At 65.5% G+C, this 21375-nt stretch carries 18 protein-coding genes; 2 read left to right on the top strand and 16 right to left on the bottom strand.

Annotated features, from left to right (window positions below):
* Nucleotides 1-25: 25 nt before the first annotated feature.
* Complete coding sequence (locus tag ACO06P_RS24845) at nt 26-1267, top strand: hypothetical protein (RefSeq protein ID WP_420347906.1); 1242 nt, start codon at nt 26-28, stop codon at nt 1265-1267.
* A gap of 104 nt (nt 1268-1371) precedes the next feature.
* Here the strand turns inward: ACO06P_RS24845 and ACO06P_RS24840 are convergent, their stop codons facing one another.
* Complete coding sequence (locus ACO06P_RS24840) at nt 1372-1656, bottom strand: hypothetical protein (protein WP_420347905.1); 285 nt, start codon at nt 1654-1656, stop codon at nt 1372-1374.
* A gap of 164 nt (nt 1657-1820) precedes the next feature.
* Entirely contained in the window at nt 1821-2840 is a 1020-nt protein-coding gene (locus ACO06P_RS24835; protein WP_420347904.1) for a histone deacetylase family protein, read from the bottom strand.
* A gap of 128 nt (nt 2841-2968) precedes the next feature.
* Here ACO06P_RS24835 and ACO06P_RS24830 point away from each other — a divergent pair, with 128 nt between their 5' ends.
* Entirely contained in the window at nt 2969-3817 is an 849-nt protein-coding gene (locus ACO06P_RS24830; RefSeq protein WP_420347903.1) for a GNAT family N-acetyltransferase, read from the top strand.
* Here ACO06P_RS24830 and ACO06P_RS24825 read toward each other — a convergent pair.
* From ACO06P_RS24825 to ACO06P_RS24760, 14 genes are all read right to left on the bottom strand, one after another.
* Nucleotides 3795-4223: a tetratricopeptide repeat protein gene (locus ACO06P_RS24825; protein WP_420347902.1), complete on the bottom strand. Its 429-nt coding sequence runs from the start codon at nt 4221-4223 to the stop codon at nt 3795-3797. The two genes, ACO06P_RS24830 and ACO06P_RS24825, sit on opposite strands and share 23 nt — an antisense overlap.
* A gap of 30 nt (nt 4224-4253) precedes the next feature.
* Complete coding sequence (locus ACO06P_RS24820; RefSeq protein WP_421935144.1) at nt 4254-5102, bottom strand: helix-turn-helix domain-containing protein; 849 nt, start codon at nt 5100-5102, stop codon at nt 4254-4256.
* Nucleotides 5103-5125: 23 nt separating this feature from the next.
* A complete protein-coding gene (locus ACO06P_RS24815; RefSeq protein ID WP_420347900.1) occupies nt 5126-5890 on the bottom strand; it encodes an SDR family NAD(P)-dependent oxidoreductase in 765 nt (254 codons plus the stop codon).
* 7 nt (nt 5891-5897) lie between these two features.
* Nucleotides 5898-6632: an alanyl-tRNA editing protein gene (locus ACO06P_RS24810; protein ID WP_420347899.1), complete on the bottom strand. Its 735-nt coding sequence runs from the start codon at nt 6630-6632 to the stop codon at nt 5898-5900.
* A 129-nt stretch (nt 6633-6761) separates the two neighbouring features.
* Nucleotides 6762-9545, bottom strand: a complete 2784-nt coding sequence (fdhF, locus tag ACO06P_RS24805) for a formate dehydrogenase subunit alpha (protein ID WP_420347898.1) — start codon at nt 9543-9545, stop codon at nt 6762-6764.
* A complete protein-coding gene (locus ACO06P_RS24800) occupies nt 9542-11155 on the bottom strand; it encodes an NAD(P)H-dependent oxidoreductase subunit E (RefSeq protein WP_420347897.1) in 1614 nt (537 codons plus the stop codon). Before ACO06P_RS24800 ends, fdhF begins: the two co-directional genes overlap by 4 nt.
* A 357-nt stretch (nt 11156-11512) precedes the next feature.
* Complete coding sequence (gene sucD / locus ACO06P_RS24795; protein WP_420347896.1) at nt 11513-12391, bottom strand: succinate--CoA ligase subunit alpha; 879 nt, start codon at nt 12389-12391, stop codon at nt 11513-11515.
* On the bottom strand, nt 12391-13566 hold the full coding sequence (gene sucC / locus ACO06P_RS24790; protein WP_420347895.1) for an ADP-forming succinate--CoA ligase subunit beta: 1176 nt from the start codon (nt 13564-13566) through the stop codon (nt 12391-12393). Before sucC ends, sucD begins: the two co-directional genes overlap by 1 nt.
* Before the next feature lie 205 nt (nt 13567-13771).
* Entirely contained in the window at nt 13772-15286 is a 1515-nt protein-coding gene (locus tag ACO06P_RS24785; RefSeq protein WP_420347894.1) for a tripartite tricarboxylate transporter permease, read from the bottom strand.
* Between the two features lie 89 nt (nt 15287-15375).
* Nucleotides 15376-15879, bottom strand: coding sequence for a tripartite tricarboxylate transporter TctB family protein (locus tag ACO06P_RS24780; protein ID WP_420347893.1), 504 nt, complete (start codon nt 15877-15879; stop codon nt 15376-15378).
* A gap of 139 nt (nt 15880-16018) precedes the next feature.
* Complete coding sequence (locus ACO06P_RS24775) at nt 16019-16903, bottom strand: Bug family tripartite tricarboxylate transporter substrate binding protein (protein WP_420347892.1); 885 nt, start codon at nt 16901-16903, stop codon at nt 16019-16021.
* A 691-nt stretch (nt 16904-17594) separates the two neighbouring features.
* On the bottom strand, nt 17595-18455 hold the full coding sequence (locus ACO06P_RS24770; RefSeq protein WP_420347891.1) for a universal stress protein: 861 nt from the start codon (nt 18453-18455) through the stop codon (nt 17595-17597).
* 138 nt (nt 18456-18593) lie between these two features.
* Nucleotides 18594-20267 carry a formate--tetrahydrofolate ligase gene (locus tag ACO06P_RS24765; protein WP_420347890.1) on the bottom strand — a complete coding sequence of 558 codons (1674 nt, stop codon included), beginning with the start codon at nt 20265-20267 and terminating at the stop codon, nt 18594-18596.
* A 93-nt stretch (nt 20268-20360) separates the two neighbouring features.
* The gene (locus ACO06P_RS24760) at nt 20361-21275 is read right to left on the bottom strand and encodes a methionyl-tRNA formyltransferase (RefSeq protein ID WP_420347889.1); all 915 of its coding nucleotides are present in this window, start codon (nt 21273-21275) and stop codon (nt 20361-20363) included.
* Between the last annotated feature and the right edge of the window lie 100 nt (nt 21276-21375).

Raw genomic sequence — 21375 nt, 5'->3', positions numbered from 1 at the left:
TGGACCAATCAGGGGAGTTTCCCAAATGCACCCGTTTAGTACTCTTTCGCTGGGCGCAAGCGCCCTTTGCTTTAGCCTCTGCGCCGTGATCTCCTCCGCCCTTGCAGACGACAGTCAGCTTTTTGGAGTCGCCGATATCGACATCCAGGCGACCCCGCCCGGGCCGCAGATTGTCGTGCGAAATATTGCCGGCAACCACCATATCAGTAATGTGAACCTCGCTGTGCAAGGCAATAGCTTTGCCTTCGGCATCGGCGGATACGTCGAGTGCACCGGTGTACAGATTGAGAACTATGCCCTCCGGGAAGGACACCTTCTGAGCGGCGGCGCCTTCGGCATCGGCCGAACCAGCCTGCTGATGTCCAAAGCGCTGCCGGATTCCTTGAGTATCAACCGTGAGGGCGACATGGACGCCCATACCTTCCAGGTGCCGGTCGCTTTGCTCGCCAATCCGCAGATCGACATCGATCCTGCCGCCATCGTCATGGCCGCAGCCGAGCAGGCACCCAGCAAATTCGATTATCTGCGCAAAGACCAGGTCATTGAGGTGAAGATTCCCGTTCGCTGGGAAGCCCAATGCAACAGCTATACCCACAACAAGATCACTAAGAAAACGCTCGTCGAGGCAGACATCGACCAGGTTTCTTATCTGACGAAGGACGTGACGCTGAAAATCAAATACCAGGGTGACCCACAGTTGTTCCAGATGAGTGCCAAGCTTGGCGGCGAGCAGCCCGGTCAATTCCAGGTCGGCGACCAGCCGTTCAAGATCACATCGATGAGCTTCCAGCCCGACATGCCACACTACGTCGGGGGCTGCCCGGATGAAACCACGATCCGGGTGGACTACATGGGTCAGGGCAGGGGCGAGATCCGCATCCGCGTGAACGATGGCGGTCAGACGATCTACAACTCGCCGAACATCGCCTTCGATGCGAAAGACGGCAAACAGTCCCACGAATTCGAGATCGCGGTGCCGAAGCCGCCGCAGCACCAACTGAATCAGACCAAGCACCACAATCTCCAGGTTTATGTGAGTGGCAAGAGCGAAGAGGAACAGCTTTGGCCGGCCTACTACCAGCAGATGGACGCGGCGCTGTGGAAACACCGCTGTACGCCGGTGATGAACCCGGTTCTGGGCGGCGCCAACACCGGCCAGAAGGGCGGCTACCAGCAGCAGGGTCCGGGGCTTTCGCCCGTCCTGCCAAAGCGGCTACAGAAGCCGGAGCCGGCCCCTGCCAGGCCAGCGCGTCAGAAGATCAACTGAATACCTGGCCACCTCGGTCGAACACAAAGGGGGCGCCTCATCGTTGGTGGGGCGTCCCCCTTAGTGTGTCCCGTCGCTCCTTCCGGACGCAGCATGAAAGCGGTTCAGCGGCAGACGTGTCGCAGACGGGAGACCGCCGCGCTGTAATCGCCATGGGCGCTGCGCACGGCAAAAAAGGCGCTGTGGCAGGCATCGCCGTGACCGCGCCGCTCCACGCACTGCGTCAGGCCGCGTGCAGCGAACGCAAGGGCATCGGCGCTGCGTTCGGCGTCTTGCCGGGCATAGGTGCAGTCCCGCGACGCCTCAGTCTCCTGAAGCTGTAGCCAGGCTCCCAGGGTCGGCGGTCCCAGCGAATGCTCAGACGGCTCCGCCGCGCCTACAGACGGCATTGCAAGGAGGATCGCAAAACCCGCCACGCCGCGAAGGCTCCGGCAAGTTCGACCAGGCTTTGATCGGCGCGTACCCATGGATCTGATATAGGGGCGTTCGCTTTGATCGTCATCCGGAGGACGCGACTCAGGGCTGCGCGTGAGAGCCGTCGACGATCACCCGATTACGCGAAGGCCCCCAGGACGGCGGCCAGGTTGCGGCCGAGCGCGGGCGAGAGGTAACCGCCCTCCTGCACCAGAACGGTGGGCAGGCCGAGGCCGTCGATAGCAGCGCCGATGCGGGCGAAGCCGTCGGTGGTGATGGCCAAGCCGCCGAAAGGATCCTCCTCCGACGCATCGAGCCCGAGCGCGACGACAAGGTAGGAGGGGGCGAAACCGTGCAAGGCCTCGGCGGCCACCTCCAACGCGGTCAGGAAGCCTTCGTCGCCGGTGCCGAGCGCGAGCGGCAGGTTCAGGTTGGTGCCCTCGCCCTCCCCCGAACCGCGTTCCCCGGCGTAGCCCCAGAAAAAGGGATAGAACTGCGCCGGATCGGCGTGGATCGAAATGGTCATCACGTCGCCGCGCTGCCAGAAGATTCCCTGCGTGCCGTTGCCGTGGTGCAGGTCGACGTCGAGAACGGCGACCCGCCTGGCGTGGCGGCTGAGATACTGTGCCGCGATCGCCGTGTTGTTCAGGAAGCAGAAGCCGCCGGCCATATCGGCATAGGCGTGGTGTCCCGGCGGGCGGCAGAGCGCATAGGCGGCGCGCTCGCCGGACAACACCGTGTCGGCGGCCGTCAGCGCGACATCGGCGGCACGCAGCGCGACGGCATAGGTCTCCGGCCCCAGCGGGCAGGCGGTATCGGCCATGTGCCAGCCGGCGCGTCCGATGATGGAGTCCGGATATCCACCGGCCTCGTGGCGGTTGGGATGCACGTTGGCAACGATCTCCGCCGAGGCATCCCCCAGCGCCGCCCAGGCCGCCGGCGCTTCTTCGAGGAAGCGCAGATAGTCGGCTGTGTGAACCGCCTGAACGGGGTCGGGCCCGAAGCGTTGCGGCGGGCGCAGCTTATGGCCCGCCCGCTCCAGGCCATCGCGCAACTGGTCGGCACGCGCCGGAACCTCCGTGCTGTCCCGAAGCTGTCCGCGCACAAGGAAAAACCCCGGATGGTGATCCACATGGCGCGGATCATAGAATGCCTTCATCGACTGCCCCCCAAACTCCTCCCCGGGCGATTCCCTTGCTATGATCGCGTCCGGACAGCAGAGACAGTGGTGGGAGAGCTTGGGAAGCGTCAAGCCGAATCCGCCCGGGCCAGCGCAGGGAAGCCGCCATGGGAAGTGCTTTGGAGATCCGGCCGATCAGCCGGGAAGAGTTCGACATCGCCGTTTCCTGGGCCCGCGAAGAAGGCTGGAATCCCGGGCTCGCCGACGGCGACTGCTTCTACGCCAGCGATCCGGGGGGCTATCTCATGGCCTTCGAGGACGGCCTGCCCCTCGCTTCCATCTCTGTCGTCGCCTACGGCGAGACCTTCGGGTTCCTGGGGTTCTACATCTGCCGCCCGGAGCGTCGCGGGGAAGGCATCGGCTACCGGCTCTGGCAGGCCGGGCTCGAACGGCTTGAAGGACGCACCGTCGGGCTCGACGGCGTGGTCGACCAACAGGCCAACTACCGCAAGGAAGGTTTCGTGCTCGAGCATCGCAACGTCCGCTATGGCGGCCGGGTTGACTGCGACGCCCCGCAGGACCCGCGCCTGCGAGCGATCGGGCCCGAGGAGGTCGAGGCCGTGGTGGCATACGACGCGCCCTTCTTTGCGGCGCCGCGGGAGACCTTTCTGCGCGGCTGGCTTCGGCGCAGCGAGGCGCGCTTCGGCTCGGTCCTGATCGACGGCGGCGCGGTGCGGGGCTATGGCGTGCTGCGCCGCTGCCACGAGGGCTTCAAGGTCGGACCACTGTTTGCCGACAGCCGGGAGGATGCGGATCTGCTGTTCCGCAGCCTCGCTGCGGAGACCAAGGGAGAACCCGTCTATCTCGACCCGCCACAACCCAATGCGGCGGCCGTCAGCCTGGCCGAAAGCTACGGCCTGACGCCGGTCTTCGAGACCGCCCGGATGTACCGCGGCACGGCACCCAGGCTGCCGCTCGCGCGCACCTTCGGCATCACGACCTTCGAACTCGGCTGAGCGGGAAGCGGACGACGCGGCCTTCGAGGCGCTCTTCCAGTGCGCGGTCCTCCAGCGCGGGGTCGGCCGCCAGAGCGCCGGCATAGACCTCTGCGGCCTCTTCCGCCCGCCCGAGATCCAGCAGAAGGCGGGCCCGCAACAGCGCGGCCTCCGGCGTCTCGGTTCCGAAAACCCAGTCGAGCGCGGCATCGAATGAACCTTCTTCTGACAGGAGTTCGGCCACGAAGACCCGGTCGTCCAGGTTCTCCACCTGCTCAGGCGACAGCGGTTCAAGGCTCGCCAGAGCCAGTTCGACCTCGCCAAGATCCACGGCCGCCCGCACCAGGGTCAGGCGCAGGGCCGCATCCTCGGGGGTATCCTGGAGCGCCGTCTGCAAGGCCTTCAGCGTAGCGTGATCCCTGGACATCCTGCCGCCGGCCCCTTCCGGGCCACCTCGCTAGTGGGAGACGGCGTTGACAAACTGTCCGGGCGTGACGCCGTAGACCCGCTTGAAGTGGCGATTCAGCGCCGACTGATCGTAGAACCCGGTCAAGGCCGCGGTATCGGCAATGCCGGTGCCTTCCGACAGCAGACGCCGGGCTTCCTGCAGGCGCAGCTGGGTCAGGTAGACATGGGGCGGCAAGCCCATCTCCTTCTTGAAGCTGCGTACCAGGTGAAAGGCGCTCATCTCCGCCACCACCGCCAGCTGCTCCAGCTTTACGGAGTCTGCATAGTTGGCCCGTAGGAACTCCACCACGCGCCCGATCCTGCTGCGCTCGTCGGCCACGCGCCGCTCCGCCGGCCGCGGACTGCCATGGCGGCGGTAGAGCTTGGCCATGGCGTCCAACAGGCCGGACTCGCGCTCCAGCACCGGCGTTTCACCTTCCGAGGCGGCGTGAGCACGGTGGAAGGCAGCAAAGAGGCTCCGGTCCCGCAGTTTGTTGGTGAGGAAGGCGGGAAACGTTTCAGCCCCCAGTTCCAGGCCTTCGCCAATGCGCGCCAGCGCATGCCGGTTCAGATAGAAGGCCCGATAACGCCAACGGTCGCTGCGCCCCAGGCGCCCGGCGTGCGGCTCGCCGGGATTGAAGACCAGCAGTGTCCCCGCCTCCGCCTGATCCGAGACCCCGCGGCTGTTGAACACGGCGCCGCCCCGCTCCGTTGCCGCAATGACGAGTTCGTCGTGGACGTGGGGGGCGAACTCATGGTTGGTGAAATCCGCCTGCATCAGCAGCATGCCGGGAACCGCCGCGTCGCCCCAGAGGCGGCAGCGATTGGCGTCTGTCCTGCGTGTCCTTGCCTGTGCCATGGTCGTCCTACTGTGCTCCTTCGTCAGGCGGAAAGAAAGCCGCCATCGACGCAGAGGTTATGCCCGTAGACGAAAGCGGCCTTCCCGGAGGCCAGCCAGAGCACCGCTTCTGCCACCTCTTCCGGCCTACCCAGCCGCTTGGCGGGCAGTCCGGCGGCCACCGTTGCCCTGTCGCCGACGCCCGCGGCCAGCATCATCGGCGTCTCCACCCGCCCCGGCGACACAGCGTTGATCCGGATGCCTTTGTCTGCGTACTCCATGGCCGCCGAGCGGGTGAGCGAGAGCAGCGCCGCCTTGGAGGCGCTGTAGAGGGCGAGACCCGGATTGGGGTTGCGCAGGCCGCTGACCGAGGCGTTGTTAACGATCACCCCGCCCCCGCCTTCCTGCATCAGCCGGATCTCCGCCTGCATGGCCAGAAAGACGGAGCGCAGGTTTGTATCGAACACGGTGTCGTAGGTCTCCGCCGGCTGATCCGCCAGCAGGGCGCGGCGCTCCTGGAAACCGGCATTGTTGAAGGCAATGTCGAGTCCGCCCAGCCGGTCGGCAGCCGATGCCACGAGCGCAGTCACCGTCGCCGCATCGGTCAGATCCGCGGTCAGAAAGGTCAGTGCTCCCTCCGCGGCGGCCACGACCTCCGCAGCCCGCGCGGCATCGCGGCCCGAGATCACCACCCGCGCACCGGCCCGCGCAAAGGCCAGCGCCGTCGCCCGGCCGATGCCCGAGGTGCCGCCGGTGACCAGCACCCGCTTGCCCGAAAACGCCGCCTCCGCGGCCATCTCCTTCGTCATGGCGCCGTCACAGGTCGGCGAGGCCAAGCTTGATGCGGCGGTTGTGGCGGCCCTTGTTTTCCACCTTCAGAATCCGCAAAGGCCGGGACTCGCCGGTCGAGGACAGATGGGTGCCGCCACAGGCCTGGCGGTCGAGCCCGGCGATCTCGACGATGCGCACCGTCCCATCCGGCTGGGCGGGGGGCGTGACCGCCTTGGAGCGCAGGGTCCCCGGCTCCTGCGCCGCCTCGGCCAGCGGCAGCGAAAAGGTTTTCACCGGCAGGTCCTGGGCGATGATGTCGTTGATGGTCGCCTCCATTTCCCGCAGGCGCTGATTGTCGGCGTCGGGCAGGTCGAGGTCGATGCGGGCCGTACCGCCCCCGCTGCCGGGATCGCCAGCCATGTTTGCGCCGGTGACCAGGGCACCGTCGAAGGCCTGAAACGCCAGGGCGTTGACGATGTGAAGCCCGGTGTGGAGTTGCTGCATCAGAAACCGGAAGTCGGGATCGACCCGCAGTTCCACCGGGCCACTGATCTCGACCGATTCCGCCAGCAGATGCCAGAGACGGCTGCCCTGCTGTTCGACGCCGGTAATGGCCGTCTCTCCGCCCTGCCAGACGAGCGTTCCATGGTCGGGCGGCTGACCGCCACCGCCGGGATAGAGGGCCGAGCGGCTGAGCACAACCGCGCCGGGGCGGCTGTCCACCACCGCGGCCTCATGGGTTAGGAGATCGGGCGCCTCGTGGCAGAGGTAGGCCGCCATGTATCCGTCCTAAGGTGTTTCTGAGCACGACTGTGCAGCAGAACACCATGGAACCCAGCGGCGATCTTGGCGAATCTTGCCCTCAAGAACGGGGAAACCCACTACCGCCGATTGAGGGCGGCGCCGGCCCTACTCCGCCGCTACGAAGGCCTCGATCTTCTCGACCCTGGCGGCGCAGAACTTGAACTCCGGAATCTTGCCGAAGGGGTCGAGCTGCGGGTTGGTCAGCATGTTCGCCGCCGCCTCGTTGAAGCAGAAGGGAATGAAGACCATACCCTCCGGCACGTCGCGGTCGGCCCGCACGGCCAGCGCGATCTCGCCGCGCCGGGTGCTGACTTTGACCGTGTCGCCGGCCTCCAGCCCCATGGCGGAGAGTTGGCGCGGATGCAAGCTGGCCACCGCTTCGGGCTCCAGGCTGTCGAGCACGCTGGCGCGGCGGGTCATGGCACCGGTGTGCCAATGCTCCAGCATGCGGCCGGTCGACAACACCAGCGGATAGTCGGCGTCCGGCAGTTCGTCCGGCGGCACCAGCCCGGCGGGAACGATCTTGGCCCGCCCGTCGCTGGTCGGAAAACCCTCGGCAAAGAGGATCTCGTTGCCGGGCTTGTCCGGCGCATCGACCGGATAGGTGACCGCGTCCTCGCGCACCAGCCGGTCCCAGGTGATGTTGGCCAGCGAGGGCATGACCTGCGCCATCTCGGCGAAAACGTCGCTCGGATGGGTATAGGACCAGCCGAGGCCCAGGCGCGTTGCCAGTTCCTGGATCAGCTCCCAGTCCTGGCGCGCCTCGCCCGGCGGCGGCGCCACCGGCCGGGCCACCTGAACCTCGCGGTTGGTGTTGGTGAAGCTGCCCCACTTCTCGGCATGGGCCGAGGCGGGCAGGATGACATCGGCGTGCCAAGCCGTCTCGGTCAGGAAGATGTCCTGCACCACCAGATGTTCAAGCTTGGCGAGCGCCTGGCGGGCATGGGCCTGATCGGGGTCCGACATGGCCGGGTTCTCGCCCATGATGTACATGGCCTTGATCTGATCGGCGATGATGGCATCGACGATCTCCACCACCGTCAGGCCGCGCTTGGGATCGAGCTTTGTGTCCCAGAACGCCTCGTACTCCTTGCGCACCTCCTCCAGTTCCACCGAGCGGTAATCGGGGTAGACCATGGGGATCAGGCCGGCGTCGGAGGCGCCCTGGACGTTGTTCTGGCCGCGCAGGGGGTGCAGGCCGGTGCCCGGGCGGCCGACATGGCCGGTGATCATGGTGAGCGCGATCAGGCAGCGGGAGTTGTCGGTGCCGTGAACGTGCTGGGAGATGCCCATGCCCCAGAAGATGATCGAACGCTCGCTGCGGGCGTAGAGCCGCGCCACCTCGCGGATGGTCGCCGCATCGATGCCGCTGACCTCGGCCATGGCCTCCGGCGAGAAGTCCCGCACCATGGTCTTGAGGTCTTCGAAGCCGCTGGTATGGGCCTGGATGTACTGCTGGTCGGTCAGGCCCTCTTCGATGATGGTGTGGATCATCGCATTCAGAAGCGCCACGTCCTGGCCGGGCTTGAACTGCAGATGCGTATGGGCGTAGCGATCGATCTGCTGCTTGCGCGGGTCCATGACGATGATCTTGGCGCCACGCCTGGCCGCGTTTTTCAGGAAGGTGGCGGCCACCGGATGGTTCTGCTCCGGCCGCGCGCCGATGATGATCATGCAGTCGCTGTCCTTGGCCGCCGTAAAGGGGGCCGTAACGGCGCCGGAGCCGATGCCCTCCATCAGCGCCGCCACCGAAGAGGCGTGGCAGAGCCGCGTGCAGTGGTCGACGTTGTTGGTGCGAAACGCGGTGCGGATCAGCTTCTGGAAGAGGTAGGCCTCCTCGTTGGAGCCCTTGGCCGAGCCGAAGCCGGCAAGGCCGGAGGATCCGTTTTCTTCGTAGACCTTTTTCAGGCCGGCGGCGGCCCGGTCCAGGGCCTCCTCCCAACTCGCCTCGCGGAAATGGGTCCAGGGGTTCGCCGGGTCGACCTGATCGTCCCACTTCTTCGGGGCGTCGTCACGGCGGACCAGCGGCTTGGTCAGGCGGTGCGGGCTGTAGATGTAGTCCCAGCCGAAGCGGCCCTTCACGCAGAGCCGGTTCTGGTTCGCCGGCCCGTCACGACCATCGATGTAGAGGATCTTGTCGTCCTTCATGTGGACCTTGGTCTGGCAGCCCACCCCGCAATAGGGACAGAGGGTGTCGACCGAGCGATCCTCGAAGTGGACCCGCGTCCCCTTCTCGTCCAGCAGGCTGGACTCCATCAGCGCGCCGGTGGGACAGGCCTGCACGCACTCCCCGCAGGCCACGCAGGTGGACTCGCCCATGGCATCGTCGAAATCGAAAATCACCTTGGAGCCGTGACCGCGGTAGGCCATGCCGATGACGTCATTGACCTGCACGTCGCGGCAGGCGCGCACACAGAGGTTGCAGTTGATACAGGCATCCAGATGCACGGACATCGCCGGGTGGCTGACGTCCGGCGCCCAGGTCTCGCGCGCCGGAAAGCGGCTCTCGGTGACACCCAGGTCGGCCGCCCAGTGCCAGAACTTACTCTCGGGGTCGTGGGAGGTTTCGCGCTTGGGCTGATCGGCCACCAGCAGTTCGAAAACCATGGCGCGCGCCTTCTCCGCGCGCGCGCTGGCGGAGGTCACCACCATGCCATCGCGCGGCTCGCGAATGCAGGAAGCGGCGAGCACCCGTTCGCCCTCAATCTCCACCATGCAGGCGCGGCAGTTGCCATCCGCCTCGTAGCCCGGCTCCGGGCTGTAGCAGAGGTGCGGCAGCCGCGTGCCGGCACGCTCCGCCGCCTGCCAGATGGTCTCCCCCGGAAAGGCCTCGACCTCGCGCCCGTCGAGGGTGAAATGGACGGTCTGGCTCGCTTCCTGCAGGCTCATTTCAGTTCCTCCGGGAAATACTTGAGGACACAGGACAGGGGATTGGGCGCCGCCTGGCCGAGGCCGCAGATGGAGGCATCGCGCATCACCTCTGCGAGTTCCTCCAGCAAGGGCACGTCCCAGCGCGCTTCGCGCATCAGCTTCACCGCCTTTTCGGTGCCGTTGCGGCAGGGCGTGCACTGGCCGCAGGACTCGTCCTCGAAAAAGCGCATGAGGTTCAGCGCCGCCGCCTTCACGTCGTCCTTGTCGGAGAGCACGACCACGGCATGGGAACCGACGAAGCAGCCGAACTTGTCCAGCGCCCCGAACTCCAGCGGTGCGTCGCCCATCGCCGCCGGCAGGATGCCGCCGGAAGCGCCCCCCGGCAGATAGGCGTGAAAGGCATGACCCTCGGCCATGCCGTCGCAGAATTCCTCGATCAGTTCCTTCACCGAGATCCCGGCGGGGGCGAGCTTCACGCCCGGTGACTTCACCCGGCCGGAAACGGAGTAGGAGCGCAGACCCTTGCCGCCGTTGCGGCCGTGGCCGGCGAACCACTCGGCACCCTTCTCCACGATGTCGCGGACCCAGTACACGGTCTCGACATTCTGGTTCAGGGTCGGCTTGCCGAACAGCCCGACCTCGGCGATGTAGGGCGGGCGGTGGCGCGGCAGGCCGCGCTTGCCCTCGATGGACTCGAGCATCGCCGACTCTTCGCCGCAGATGTAGGCCCCGGCGCCACGCCGCAGCTCGAGCGGGCAATGCTCGGTGAGGCCCGCCGCCTCAAGCTTTGCCATCTCGCGGCGCAGGATCTCCAGCACCGCCGGATACTCGTCACGCATGTAGATGTAGCAGCGCTCGCAGCCTACCGCCCAGGCGGCGATCAGGGCGCCTTCCAGGAAGCGGTGCGGGTCGGTTTCAAGATAATGGCGGTCCTTGAAGGTGCCGGGCTCGCCCTCGTCGCCGTTGATGGTCATCAGCCGCGGGCCGGGGTAGCCGCGCACGATCTCCCACTTCTTGCCGGTGGGAAAACCGGCGCCGCCGAGGCCGCGCAGGCCGGCGTGGGAAAGCGCTTCGACCAACTCTTCCGGTGTCCGCTCACCACCCAAGCAGGCACGCAGGAGGGCGTAGCCGCCTTCCGCGGTGTAGCCGTTATAGTCTTTGTAGTCCGGGATGATGGGATGGTGCTCGTCCTGCACGGCCGCCGAGAGGCTCTCGACCGTCGCGTGATCGATGTGACGGTGGCCGACCTCGGCCACCGGAGCGCAGTGGCAACGGCCCATGCAGGGCGCCGGAACCACGCGCACCTGCTCACCCACTTCCTCGGGCAGGGCCGTCAGCAAGTCCTGTGCACCCATCATCTCGCAGGTGATGGACTCGCAGACCCGGATCGTCAGCGGCGGCGGAGGCGCCTCGCCGTCCAGCACGATGTCAAAGTGCGCGTAGAAGGAGGCCACTTCGTAGACCGCGGCCATCGGCAGGTTCATTTCCTCCGCCAGGGCGCGCAGATGGCGCGCCGAGAGATGACCATGGGCATCCTGGATCAGGTGGAGATGTTCGATCAGCAGATCGGCCCGCCGCGGGCGCTCGCCCAGCAGGTCCTGCACCTCGGCCAGGGCCGCGCTGTCCAACTGCCGGCCTTTGGGTGTCCGGGGGGCTTTACGCCGGCCCGAACCCGGATGTATCTGCCGCTCAAACGGGCGCGGCGTTCCCTCTGGCATCGATCTGCCTCCGAACCAATAAATAGGCCGCCGATGCCCTGGGCTCGGCGACCCTTGTTTTACGTGGCTTCACGCTCCCTGACGGCCGGAAGCACAGCCAGGGACGAGAATAGACCGGATTCCAACGTTTTCTAAACGGAATCACCCTGCCTGGAGCGGCTAAAAATTGACCAGAACCGACCTTTTCCGTGGTGGAACCGCGGAGGAGCGACACGCGCCCACGCGGCGGTTCAAAGCAGAGCCGCGGGTGCCCCCCTGGCCGCGCCATCAGGCCGCCTTCAGGGTCTGCCGCACCGTCTGCCCGATCTCCGCGACAGACTCCGCGATGGTGACCCCGGCGGCGCGCAGGGCATCGACTTTCTCGGCGGCCCCGCCCTGACCGAAGACATTGACCGTTCCGGCATGGCCCATGCGGCGTTCCGTCGGCGCGGAGAGGCCGGCCACGTAGGCCACGACCGGCTTGGGCGGCCGCTGGGATCGGAGGAAGGCCGCGGCTTCTTCTTCCTCGCTGCCGCCGATCTCCCCCAGAAGAACGACGCAGTCGGTATCCGGATCGCGGAAGAACAGCTCCAGGCAGTCGACGAACCCCAGCCCGTGGACGGGGTCGCCGCCGATGCCAACGGAGGTCGACTGGCCGAGGCGCTGGGCCGAGACCTGCTCCACCACCTCCGAGGTGAGCGAAGCGGAACGCGAGACGATGCCCACGCGGCCGGGGCGTTCCAGATGCGCCGGCATCACGCCGATCTTGCAGCGCCCCGGATTGAGGATGCCTTGCGAGTTCGGACCGATGAGGCGGCTTGCAGAGCCTTCGAGGCGGCGCTTCACCCTTACCATGTCGAGGACCGGGATACGCTCGGTGACGCAGACGATCAGCGGCAGTTCGGCATCGATCGCCTCGATGATCGCCTCGGCGGCAGATGCCGGCGGAACGAAGACCGCCGACGCCGTCGCCCCGGTGGCCGCGACCGCATCAACCACCCGGTCGAAAACCGGCAGGCCGAGATGGCGGCTGCCGCCCTTGCCCGGTACGACGCCGCCGACCACCTGGGTTCCATAGGCGATCGCCCGTTCCATGTGGTAGCTGGCCTGGCGGCCGGTGAAGCCCTGGCAGATGACCTTGGTGGCGCCGTCAACGAGAATGGCCATCACGCCGCCTCCCGGCCTGCGGCCTCGACCGCCGAGGCAACCGCCGTACCGATCGATCCCGCCGGCGTGAAGGTGACGCCCTGAGCCTTCAGGGTCTTGCGGGCCAGTTCGCCGTTGGTTCCGGCCGCCCTGACGATGAGCGGCACGCGCAGCCCTTCGGACTTGCAGGCCGCAGCGATCCCCTCCGCCACCGTGTCGCAGCGCAGGATGCCGCCGCCGTAGACGTTCACCAGGATGGCATCGATCTCCGGATTGCGCAGCAGCAGGCGGAAGCCCTCGGCGACCTGATCGCGACTGGCTTCCGGCCGGATATCCATGAAGTCGGCCGGCGCACCGCCCTGCTGCTTCATCAGGTCCAGCGTTGCCAGCGCCAGGCCCGCGCCGTTCACCATGACGCCGATGTTGCCGTCCAGACGCACGTAGTTCAGTGCGAAACGCTGGGCCTCCAGTTCAGAGGGATCCAGCTCCTCCACATCGCGCAGCGCCGCCAGATCCTTGTGGCGGAAGAGCGCGTTGTCGTCGATCACCATCTTCACGTCGAGGGCGGTCAGCCCGCCTTCGTGGGTCAGCGCCAGCGGGTTTATCTCAATGAGGCTGGCGTCCAGTTCCAGAAAAGCCTTGTAGAGGGCCGCCATGATTTCGACCGCCTGGGATGCGGCGCGGCCTTCAAGCCCCAGATCCGCGGCCATGCCGGCAGCGGCCTGCGGGTCGAAACCGAGATCGCCGTCCACCGTCAGATGCCGCAGCGACCCGGGCTCCGCCTGGGCGCGATCTTCGATGTCGCTGCCCCCGGTGCGCGACGCCAGAAAGGCCACCCGGCCCCGGCTGCGGTCGACGAGGATCGCGAGGTAGAGTTCGCGCGCGGCGCCCACGGCCTCCTCGACATAGACGGAACGGACCAGCTTGCCGCGCGGGCCGGTCTGCGGCGTCACCAGGCGGTTGCCCAGCAGTTCACCCGCCGCGGCCCCCGCGGCCTCGGGGCCGGAGACCATGCGCACGCCCCCGGCGTCGTGACGCAGCCCGGCGTGAATCTGTGCCTTCACGGCCCAACTGGCCCCGCCGAGGGACCGGGCTGCAGCCGCCGCCGCAGCGCCCTCGGAGGCCAGGCTGCCGGCCGGGCTCGGGACGCCGTAGCGCCTCAAAATCTCTTTCGCCTGATGTTCGTGAAGGTTCATGGTCCGCCCGCCCTATCCGATTTATCGTTGGATAATAACGCTGTAAGCAGGTCTTTTTCACTTAGAGCGCCAAGCATCTCATTCTCTGGCATATGGTATACCAGAAGGCCGGCTGCGGCAATCCCTTTCTCCCTGGCCCGCCTTTGCCTGGCGGGCATTCCGGACCCGTTCAGCCGCGCCGGCCGCCCTCAGGTTCCAGCCGCCCTCAGGTTCCAGCCGTCTGCGGTCGTTTCGACAGGAAGCGGCGAATGATCGGCACCATCAACAGTGCGAAAGCGCAGAAGAAGATGGTCGCCGACAAGGGACGTTCGAGGAAGGTCATCGGATCGCCCTGCGAGGACAGCAGCGACTGACGCAGCGACCGCTCGGCAAGGCCGCCCAGGACGATGGCAAGCACGGCCGGCGCCACCGGATAGTCCAGCTTGCGCAGGATGTAACCGCAGACCCCGAAGAGCACCATCAGCCAGACGTCATGCAGCGACGAATTCGGCGAGTAGCCGCCGACCAGGCAGAGCACGAAGATGATCGGCGCCAGAATGGTGAAGGGCATGACCAGAACCCGCACAAAGAGCGGGATGAAGGCAATGTTGATGATCACCGTGAAGAGGTTGGCCATGTACATCGAACCGATCAGGCCCCAGACGAAGTCCGGATGCTCGACGAAGAGCAGCGGGCCGGGACGCAGCCCCCAGATGATCATGCCACCCAGAAGGATCGCCGTGGTCGGCGAACCGGGGATGCCAAGGGTCAGCATCGGCAGCATGGACCCGGTGGAGGCGGCGTTGTTGGCCGACTCGGGCGCCGCCACACCGACCACATTGCCCTTGCCGAACGACTCGGGGTTCTTCGAGAAGGTCTTGGACAAACCGTAGGCCATCAGCGAAGCCGGCGTAGCACCGGCTGCGGGCAGGATGCCGACGAAGTAGCCGAGCACGCCGCTGAACACCGTCTGCGTGAGGTAGTTTTTGACCTTCTTCATGTTCTCGACGACGGAACGGAAGGACGACTTCACATAGTGCACCTGCATCTTTCCGCCGGACTGTTCCATGGTCCAAAGGATCTCGCCGATGCCGTAGATGCCGATGGCCAGCACGAGGAAGCTGACACCGCGCAGGAAACCGTCGATGTCGAAGAACACCAGACGCGGATTGCCCGAAATGATGTCGTAACCGACCGCCGCCAGCACCAGGCCGATGAAGATCGAGAACATGGTCTTCGGAATGTCGTCGCCGCCCAGGCCGATAAAGGTGGCGAAGGCCAGCACCATGAGGGCGAACTCTTCCTGGGGCCCGAAGGACAGGGCAAAGCTGGCCAGCGGCGGCGCCGCGACGGTGAACAGGACGGCGGCGATCGTGCCGCCGATGAAGGACGCGAGGGCGGCAGCCATCAGCGCCTGGTCACCACGGCCCGTCATGGCCAGCGGCCGGCCGTCGAAGACAGTGGCGACCGCTGTCGAGGCCCCCGGTATCCCCAGCGTGATCGACGAAACGGCGCCGCCGTACATGGCCCCGTAGTAGATCGCCGCCAGGAAGATGATCGCTGCGTTCGGTGGCACCAGGAAAGTGATCGGCAGCAGGATGGCGACGCCGTTGACCGACCCGAGGCCGGGCATCGCGCCGACGAAGAGCCCGATGATGCAGCCGATCACCATCATCATGAGGTTGACCGGTTGAACGGCTTCGAGCAGCCCGCCAAGGAGAGGATCGATGATGGTTTCCATGTCCGTCTACCGCCTGCTTTGCCTGTTGCCTGGTTACACGCCCCGGCCCCGGAGACGCCACGTCCCGGCGTGCCGTATGGTTTTCGGGATCAGTAGATAAGATCGTAGATCGGATAGAACGCCGGCTCGGTGATGCCCTTGGGCAGCGGCGTCGTCAGCGCCCATTCGAACAGCAGGAACATCACCACTGGCGCCGCCACCGCCAAGGCAAGTGTGACGAACCAGGAATGCCGGCCCAGGAAGCGCACGAAGGCGATCATGAACAGGAAGACCGCGGCGTACATGCCGATGAGATGCGTTCCGGCCAACAGCAGCAGCAGCCCGACCACCACCGGACCGACGATGGCCAGGGTGTCGGCGCTCATGAAGATCTCTTTGGAGCGCGACTGCGGTGTCACGCGGCGGAACCAGCGCAGGATGGTCCACAGCGAAGTGATCAGCATGCCGACCGAGAGCCAGAAGGGCCAGGCGCCACCGCCCGGTCCCGACCCCGCGACCCAGCCAATGTTGAGTTCCGTGCTCTTCCACATCAGACCGAGGGACAGGAGCGCGAGGATCACTGCAACCAACAACTCGGCAGTACGGACCGTCATACCGGCGCCTCCCAGAAAACGCGCAGCTTCAGCGGATGAATCGATGCTTGTTGATGGTTCCGGAGACGGCCAGACGGCCGTGACCAAGGCGGCGGGGTTAGGGGGGCGCTCCGGACGTCACCCCCCTGCCCCATAGCGGTTACTCGCCGGTAATCGCTTCAGCACCAACCTTTTCGATCAGGGCCTGGTGACGCGCCAGCTGCTGGTCGTGGAAGGCGGCCAGATCGGCGCCTGCAACCCAGCTCTCGCACATCAGGCCTTCTTCCTGGCAGTAGCCCTGCCACTGCTCGGAGTTGAAGACCTTTTCGAACAGGCTGATGTACCACTCCTGAGCTTCACTCGACATGCCCGGAGGCGCGTTGAAGGAGCGCTGCATGAAGTAGACGATGTCATGCCCCAGTTCCTTGCTGGTCGGCACGTCCGGGAAGGCCCCCAGCCGTTCGTCGGTAAACTGAACCAACGGACGACTCTGGCCGGCACGGTAGAACTGCATCTGCTCCGACGGATTGTTCACCGTCGAGGCGATATGCTTGCCGATCAGGTTCTTGGCGACGGTGCCGCCGCCCGGAAAGGGAATGTAGGTGATGTTGTCGATGCCGAACTCGGCCTGGAGCATGGCGAAGAGAATCGAGTCCTCCTGCCCCTTGCCGGTGCCGCCGACGTTCCAGTTGTCGGCTGCCTTGACCGTCTCGACCCAGCCATCCAGCGAATCGATGCCGCTGTCCGAGGTGACCCAAAGCTGGAACGTATCCAGCGCCATGAGACCGATCGGCGTGAACTTGGTCACGTCGACGCCCAGGCCCTGGTTGATGATCGGCGTCGTGTAATAGCTGTTGAGCGTCACCAAGACGGTGTGATCGTCACCGGCCTTGTCCTGCAGGTAGCGCAGTGCCTCGGCGCCCGAGCCGCCCGGCTTGTTGATCGGAATGAAAGGTCTCGGAGACAGATCGTTCTGGTCAATGATGCCCTGGATCAGCCGCGCCAACTGGTCGGCACCACCGCCCGTGCCTGCCATGATGATCATCTCGACGGGCTTCCTGGGCTCCCAGGCCTGGGCTTCGGAGATCGTTGCACCTGACACTGCGACGCCCGTTGTCAAAGCAAACACGCCGCCAGCTAGAATTCCTCTGGTAAATTTCATGTTTGATTACCTCCCGGTATTCTTGTCGGACAGGCCGCCAGGGTATTCCCCATAAGGTTGAAAACCCAGCAATAAATGTCGTTGAGCCTTATCCTTTTTTTAGTCTTTGCAAAACACCCCTCTTGCAACGCCAATTCATGGTGTGTGGTATACAAAATACCGCGAGTTACGCGTCAGGTCCACTGTTCTCATCGCTACAATAAAGTTTCAGTCGAATTGCTGCGGCGCAATATTGACAAATGCGTCAGCAATCGCTGCGCAAAATCTCTTCTTTTCAAAACATTACCAATAGATGTCATCTTCATGGCGCCGCCTCCAAATTTCGACTGCCCAGCCTTCCCCGAGCGACTTTCTCAAGCACAGCGCGATGATCCAACCACCCGGAGATCGGCGCCAAGCGTGACATTGACGGCCGGCGGAACGCCGCCGGAATACCGCCGGAATACCGCCAGGACTATACTCCCGGTTGATGTGAGCGCGCTGGCCCTTGCAGCTTTAGGATGAAAAGCGAAAGGCCCCTGCGGCAGAGCGACCGGGTGGGCGATGGGGGTGAACAGCTGCTCCGAAAGCCCGGTCAGTGCATAAACAGAATGGGCAGATCGGTATTGTCGACAACGTACTGGGTCACTCCGCCGAGGATCAACTCGCGCTGCCGGCTCTGTCCATAAGCTCCCATAAGCAGACAGTCGCAGCCAAGCCGGCGCGCCGAATCGAGCAGTGTCTGGGCCACCGCCGAGGACTTGGCGGTGAACTGCTCGCAGGCGGACGTCACGCCGTGGGTGTCGAGATAGATCTTCGCTTCCTCAACCGCGACCGGAAGCTTCGTGTCACCGGGCGCCAGCAAGGTGACCGCATCGGCCTCTCTCAGAATCGGCAGGGCAGTGGTCATCGCCCGCGCCGCCTCCCCGCTGCCATTCCAGGCGACGGCCACCCGCGCGCCCAGGGATTCGACGGGACGCGAGGGACACATGAGGACCAGCTTGCCAGACTCGAGCAGCGCCGCCTGCAGGGTGTTGAGTCCGAGATTCCGGTCCTGGTCCGGCTGGGCGACCGCGATGAGGTCCGCCAGCCGGCCGCGCCGGCCGATGATGTTCGCCTGCTTGCCGGTTGCCTCGCGCCAAGTGGCCGAGACGCGGTCCATCGGCCAGGGAAAGCTGTCGACTTCCAGAATGTCGCGCTTGGCGCAGTAGTCGTCGAACAGCTTCCGGATCTGGCCTTCCTCCTCATCCGCCAATGCCGTGGCCGATGTCGTGATGGTCTTCATCAGGCTGGCCGGAATCGGCACGCCGTAGGGAATCATGTCCTGTGGCTTCGGGCGGCAGTGCAGCACTTCCAGATGAGCGACATGACGCTTGGCCAGCGCCCAGGCATGGTCCAGCACCCCCTCGCCCAGGCCATCGCCACGCACCGGCACCAGGATTGTTCGGACAGTCATTTCGCACTTCTCCCTGCCAGCAGGTCCCGCGGGCTCGCACATCCGCAGTGACGTTTAGCGCCGACATTGAGCGGTCGTGACGACTCCTGCCCGCCGACGGCGCGAACCGTAAAGCTCCTCGTCTCTCTCCAACAGGCCCTAGAACAGACCTTGGATCAGCCCCGCCTCATCGAGGGCGATGCTGTTGGCGGCCGGCACCCGCGGCAGGCCCGGCATGGTCATGATTTCACCGCAGATGACGACGATAAAGCCCGCGCCGGCGGACAGCCGCACCTCTCGGATCGGCACCGCGTGCCCGCTGGGCGCGCCACGGAGGTTGGGATCGGTCGAGAAGCTGTATTGGGTCTTGGCCATGCAGACCGGCAGGTCGCCGTAGCCTGCGTCCTCCCACTGCTTCAGCTGATCGCGGATCTTCTTGTCGGCGATGGCTTCCTCGGCGCCGTAGATCTCCTTGGCGATGGTGTTGATCTTCTGGAACAGGGGCAGTTCGTCCGCGTAGAGCGGCTTGAAGGCGGCCCCGCCGCCGTCCAGCAGGCCGACCACCTTGTGGGCCAGTTCCTCGGTGCCTTCCGAACCCTTGCCCCAGTGCTCGCAGACCACCGCGTCCACGCCGAGCGTCTGGGTGAATTCCTGGATCGCCGCCAGTTCGGCCTCGCTGTCCTTCACGAAGCGGTTGATGGCCACCACGGCGGGCACACCGAACTTGGCCACATTGGCGATATGGCGGCCGAGATTCTCCAGCCCCTTCTTCACCGCCTCGACGTTCTCGTCACCAAGGGCGTCCTTCGCAACGCCGCCGTGCATCTTCAGGGCCCGCACCGTGGCGACGATGACAACCGCTTCCGGATTGAGCCCGGCCTTGCGGCACTTGATGTCGAAGAACTTCTCGGCGCCGAGATCCGCGCCGAAGCCCGCCTCGGTCACCACATAGTCGGCCAGCTTCAGGGCCGACTTGGTGGCCGAAACCGAGTTGCAGCCGTGGGCGATGTTGGCGAAGGGGCCGCCGTGGATGAACGCCGGGTTGTTCTCCAGCGTCTGCACCAGGTTGGGCATCAGCGCATCCTTCAGCAGAACGGTCATCGGCCCTTCGGCCTTCAGATCGCGCGCATAGATCGGCTTGCGGTCACGGGTGTAGGCAACCACGATGTTGCCCAGGCGCGTCTGCAGATCCTCCAGTCCGTCGGCCAGGCAGAAAATCGCCATGACCTCCGAGGCCACGGTGATGTCGAAGCCGGTCTGGCGCGGAAAGCCGTTGGCGACGCCGCCGAGCGAGGTCACCGTGTCGCGCAGCGCACGGTCGTTCATGTCCAGCACCCGGCGCCAGGAGACCCGGCGCTCGTCGATGCCCAGCTGGTTGCCCCAATAGATGTGATTGTCGATCAGAGCCGAGAGCAGGTTGTGCGCCGAGGTAATGGCGTGGAAGTCGCCGGTGAAATGGAGGTTGATGTCCTCCATTGGCACCACCTGTGCATAACCGCCGCCGGCCGCCCCGCCCTTCATGCCGAAGCAAGGACCCAGCGAGGGTTCGCGCAGGCAGATCATGGCTTTCTTGCCGATCCGGTTGAGGCCGTCGCCCAGGCCGACCGTGGTGGTGGTCTTGCCCTCACCCGCCGGGGTCGGCGAGATGGCCGTCACGAGAATCAGCCGGCCGTCGCTCTTGGACTTGATGGACTCCAGGTAGTCGAAGCTGACCTTCGCCTTGCTGGGGCCGTATTGCATCAGGGCGTCGGCGGGCATGTCGAGCTTGGCGCCGATCTCGGTGATCGGCTTCATGCTGGCTTCGCGGGCAATTTCGATATCGGACTTGGCCATCGTGTTTTCTGCCTGGTCTCACTTGATTGCTGTCTGTGAAGGGCCCTGACGCCGCACAGGAACGGGCCGGGGCGAGGATTTGGCTTTGGTTTGTCAGGTCCCGAGCTTGGCGCCGACACTGAGGCCGGCCTTGGCCGCAAAATCGCCGGCGGAGATCTTCTTGTCGTCGTGCGGGCGCACCCGGTCGATACGGATCGCCCCGCCGCCGGCGGCGACGGTAAAACTGTCGTCCTCGGCGGCGATCACGCTACCGGGATCGCCCGCGCCGTCGACCTTGCGGGAATCGAAGATCTTCACCTCGTTGCCGTTGAAGGTCGTCCAGGCGCCGGGCTGCGGATTGGTCCCACGGATCAGGTTGTAGACCTCGTCTACCGGCTTGGACCAGTCGATCTCGGCGTCCGCCTTGCGGCACCAGCTTTCATAGGTCTTCTTGCTGTGATCCTGAGGGATCGACGGTGCCTTGCCGTCGCGCACGAGGTCCACCGCCTCGACCATGGCTTCCACACCCATGGGGAAGAGCTGGTTGAAGTAGAGCGTACCCAGCGTGTCGTCGGGACCGATCTCCACCGTCTTCTGCAGCAGCACCGGGCCTTCGTCGAGCCCCTCGTCGGGCCAGAAGATCGTGAGGCCGGTTTCCTTGCGGCCCATGATGATCGGCCAGTTGATCGAGCTTGGGCCGCGGTGCAAAGGCAGCAGCGAGGGGTGGTACTGAATGGTGCCCTTCTCCGGAACGTCGAGCACCGGCTGGGGCACGAAAAGCGTCACATAGGCCATGACGCAGAGGTCCGGCGCGAAGGAGCGCATCAACTCCTCGGCCTCCGGCGTCTTCCAGGACGCCGGCTGGTGCAGCGGCAGCCCCTTCTCCAGGGCGAACTCCTTCAGGGGGTCCGTCGGCCGCCCCTCCTTGTCGGGGGCGCAGAACACCCCCACCACATTCTCCCCACGCTCCAGAAGCTTCTCGAGCACGGCCTTGCCAAAGGCCTGCTGGCCATGGACGACAATCCGCATGCCTGCCTGTTTCCCCCCGTGTACTGGCCGTGCCTCAGAAAGGACGGTGTGATCAACGACGATTCCCGCCGGATCGGCTGATCCGGCGGCGACACTCTTC

Origin of the sequence: Pelagibius sp. (assembly GCF_965227505.1) — a bacterium.
Taxonomy (GTDB): Bacteria; Pseudomonadota; Alphaproteobacteria; order Kiloniellales; family Kiloniellaceae; genus Pelagibius.
The sequence above is the reverse complement of the archived record's forward strand: the minus strand, read 5'-3'. Positions and strand labels throughout refer to the sequence as shown.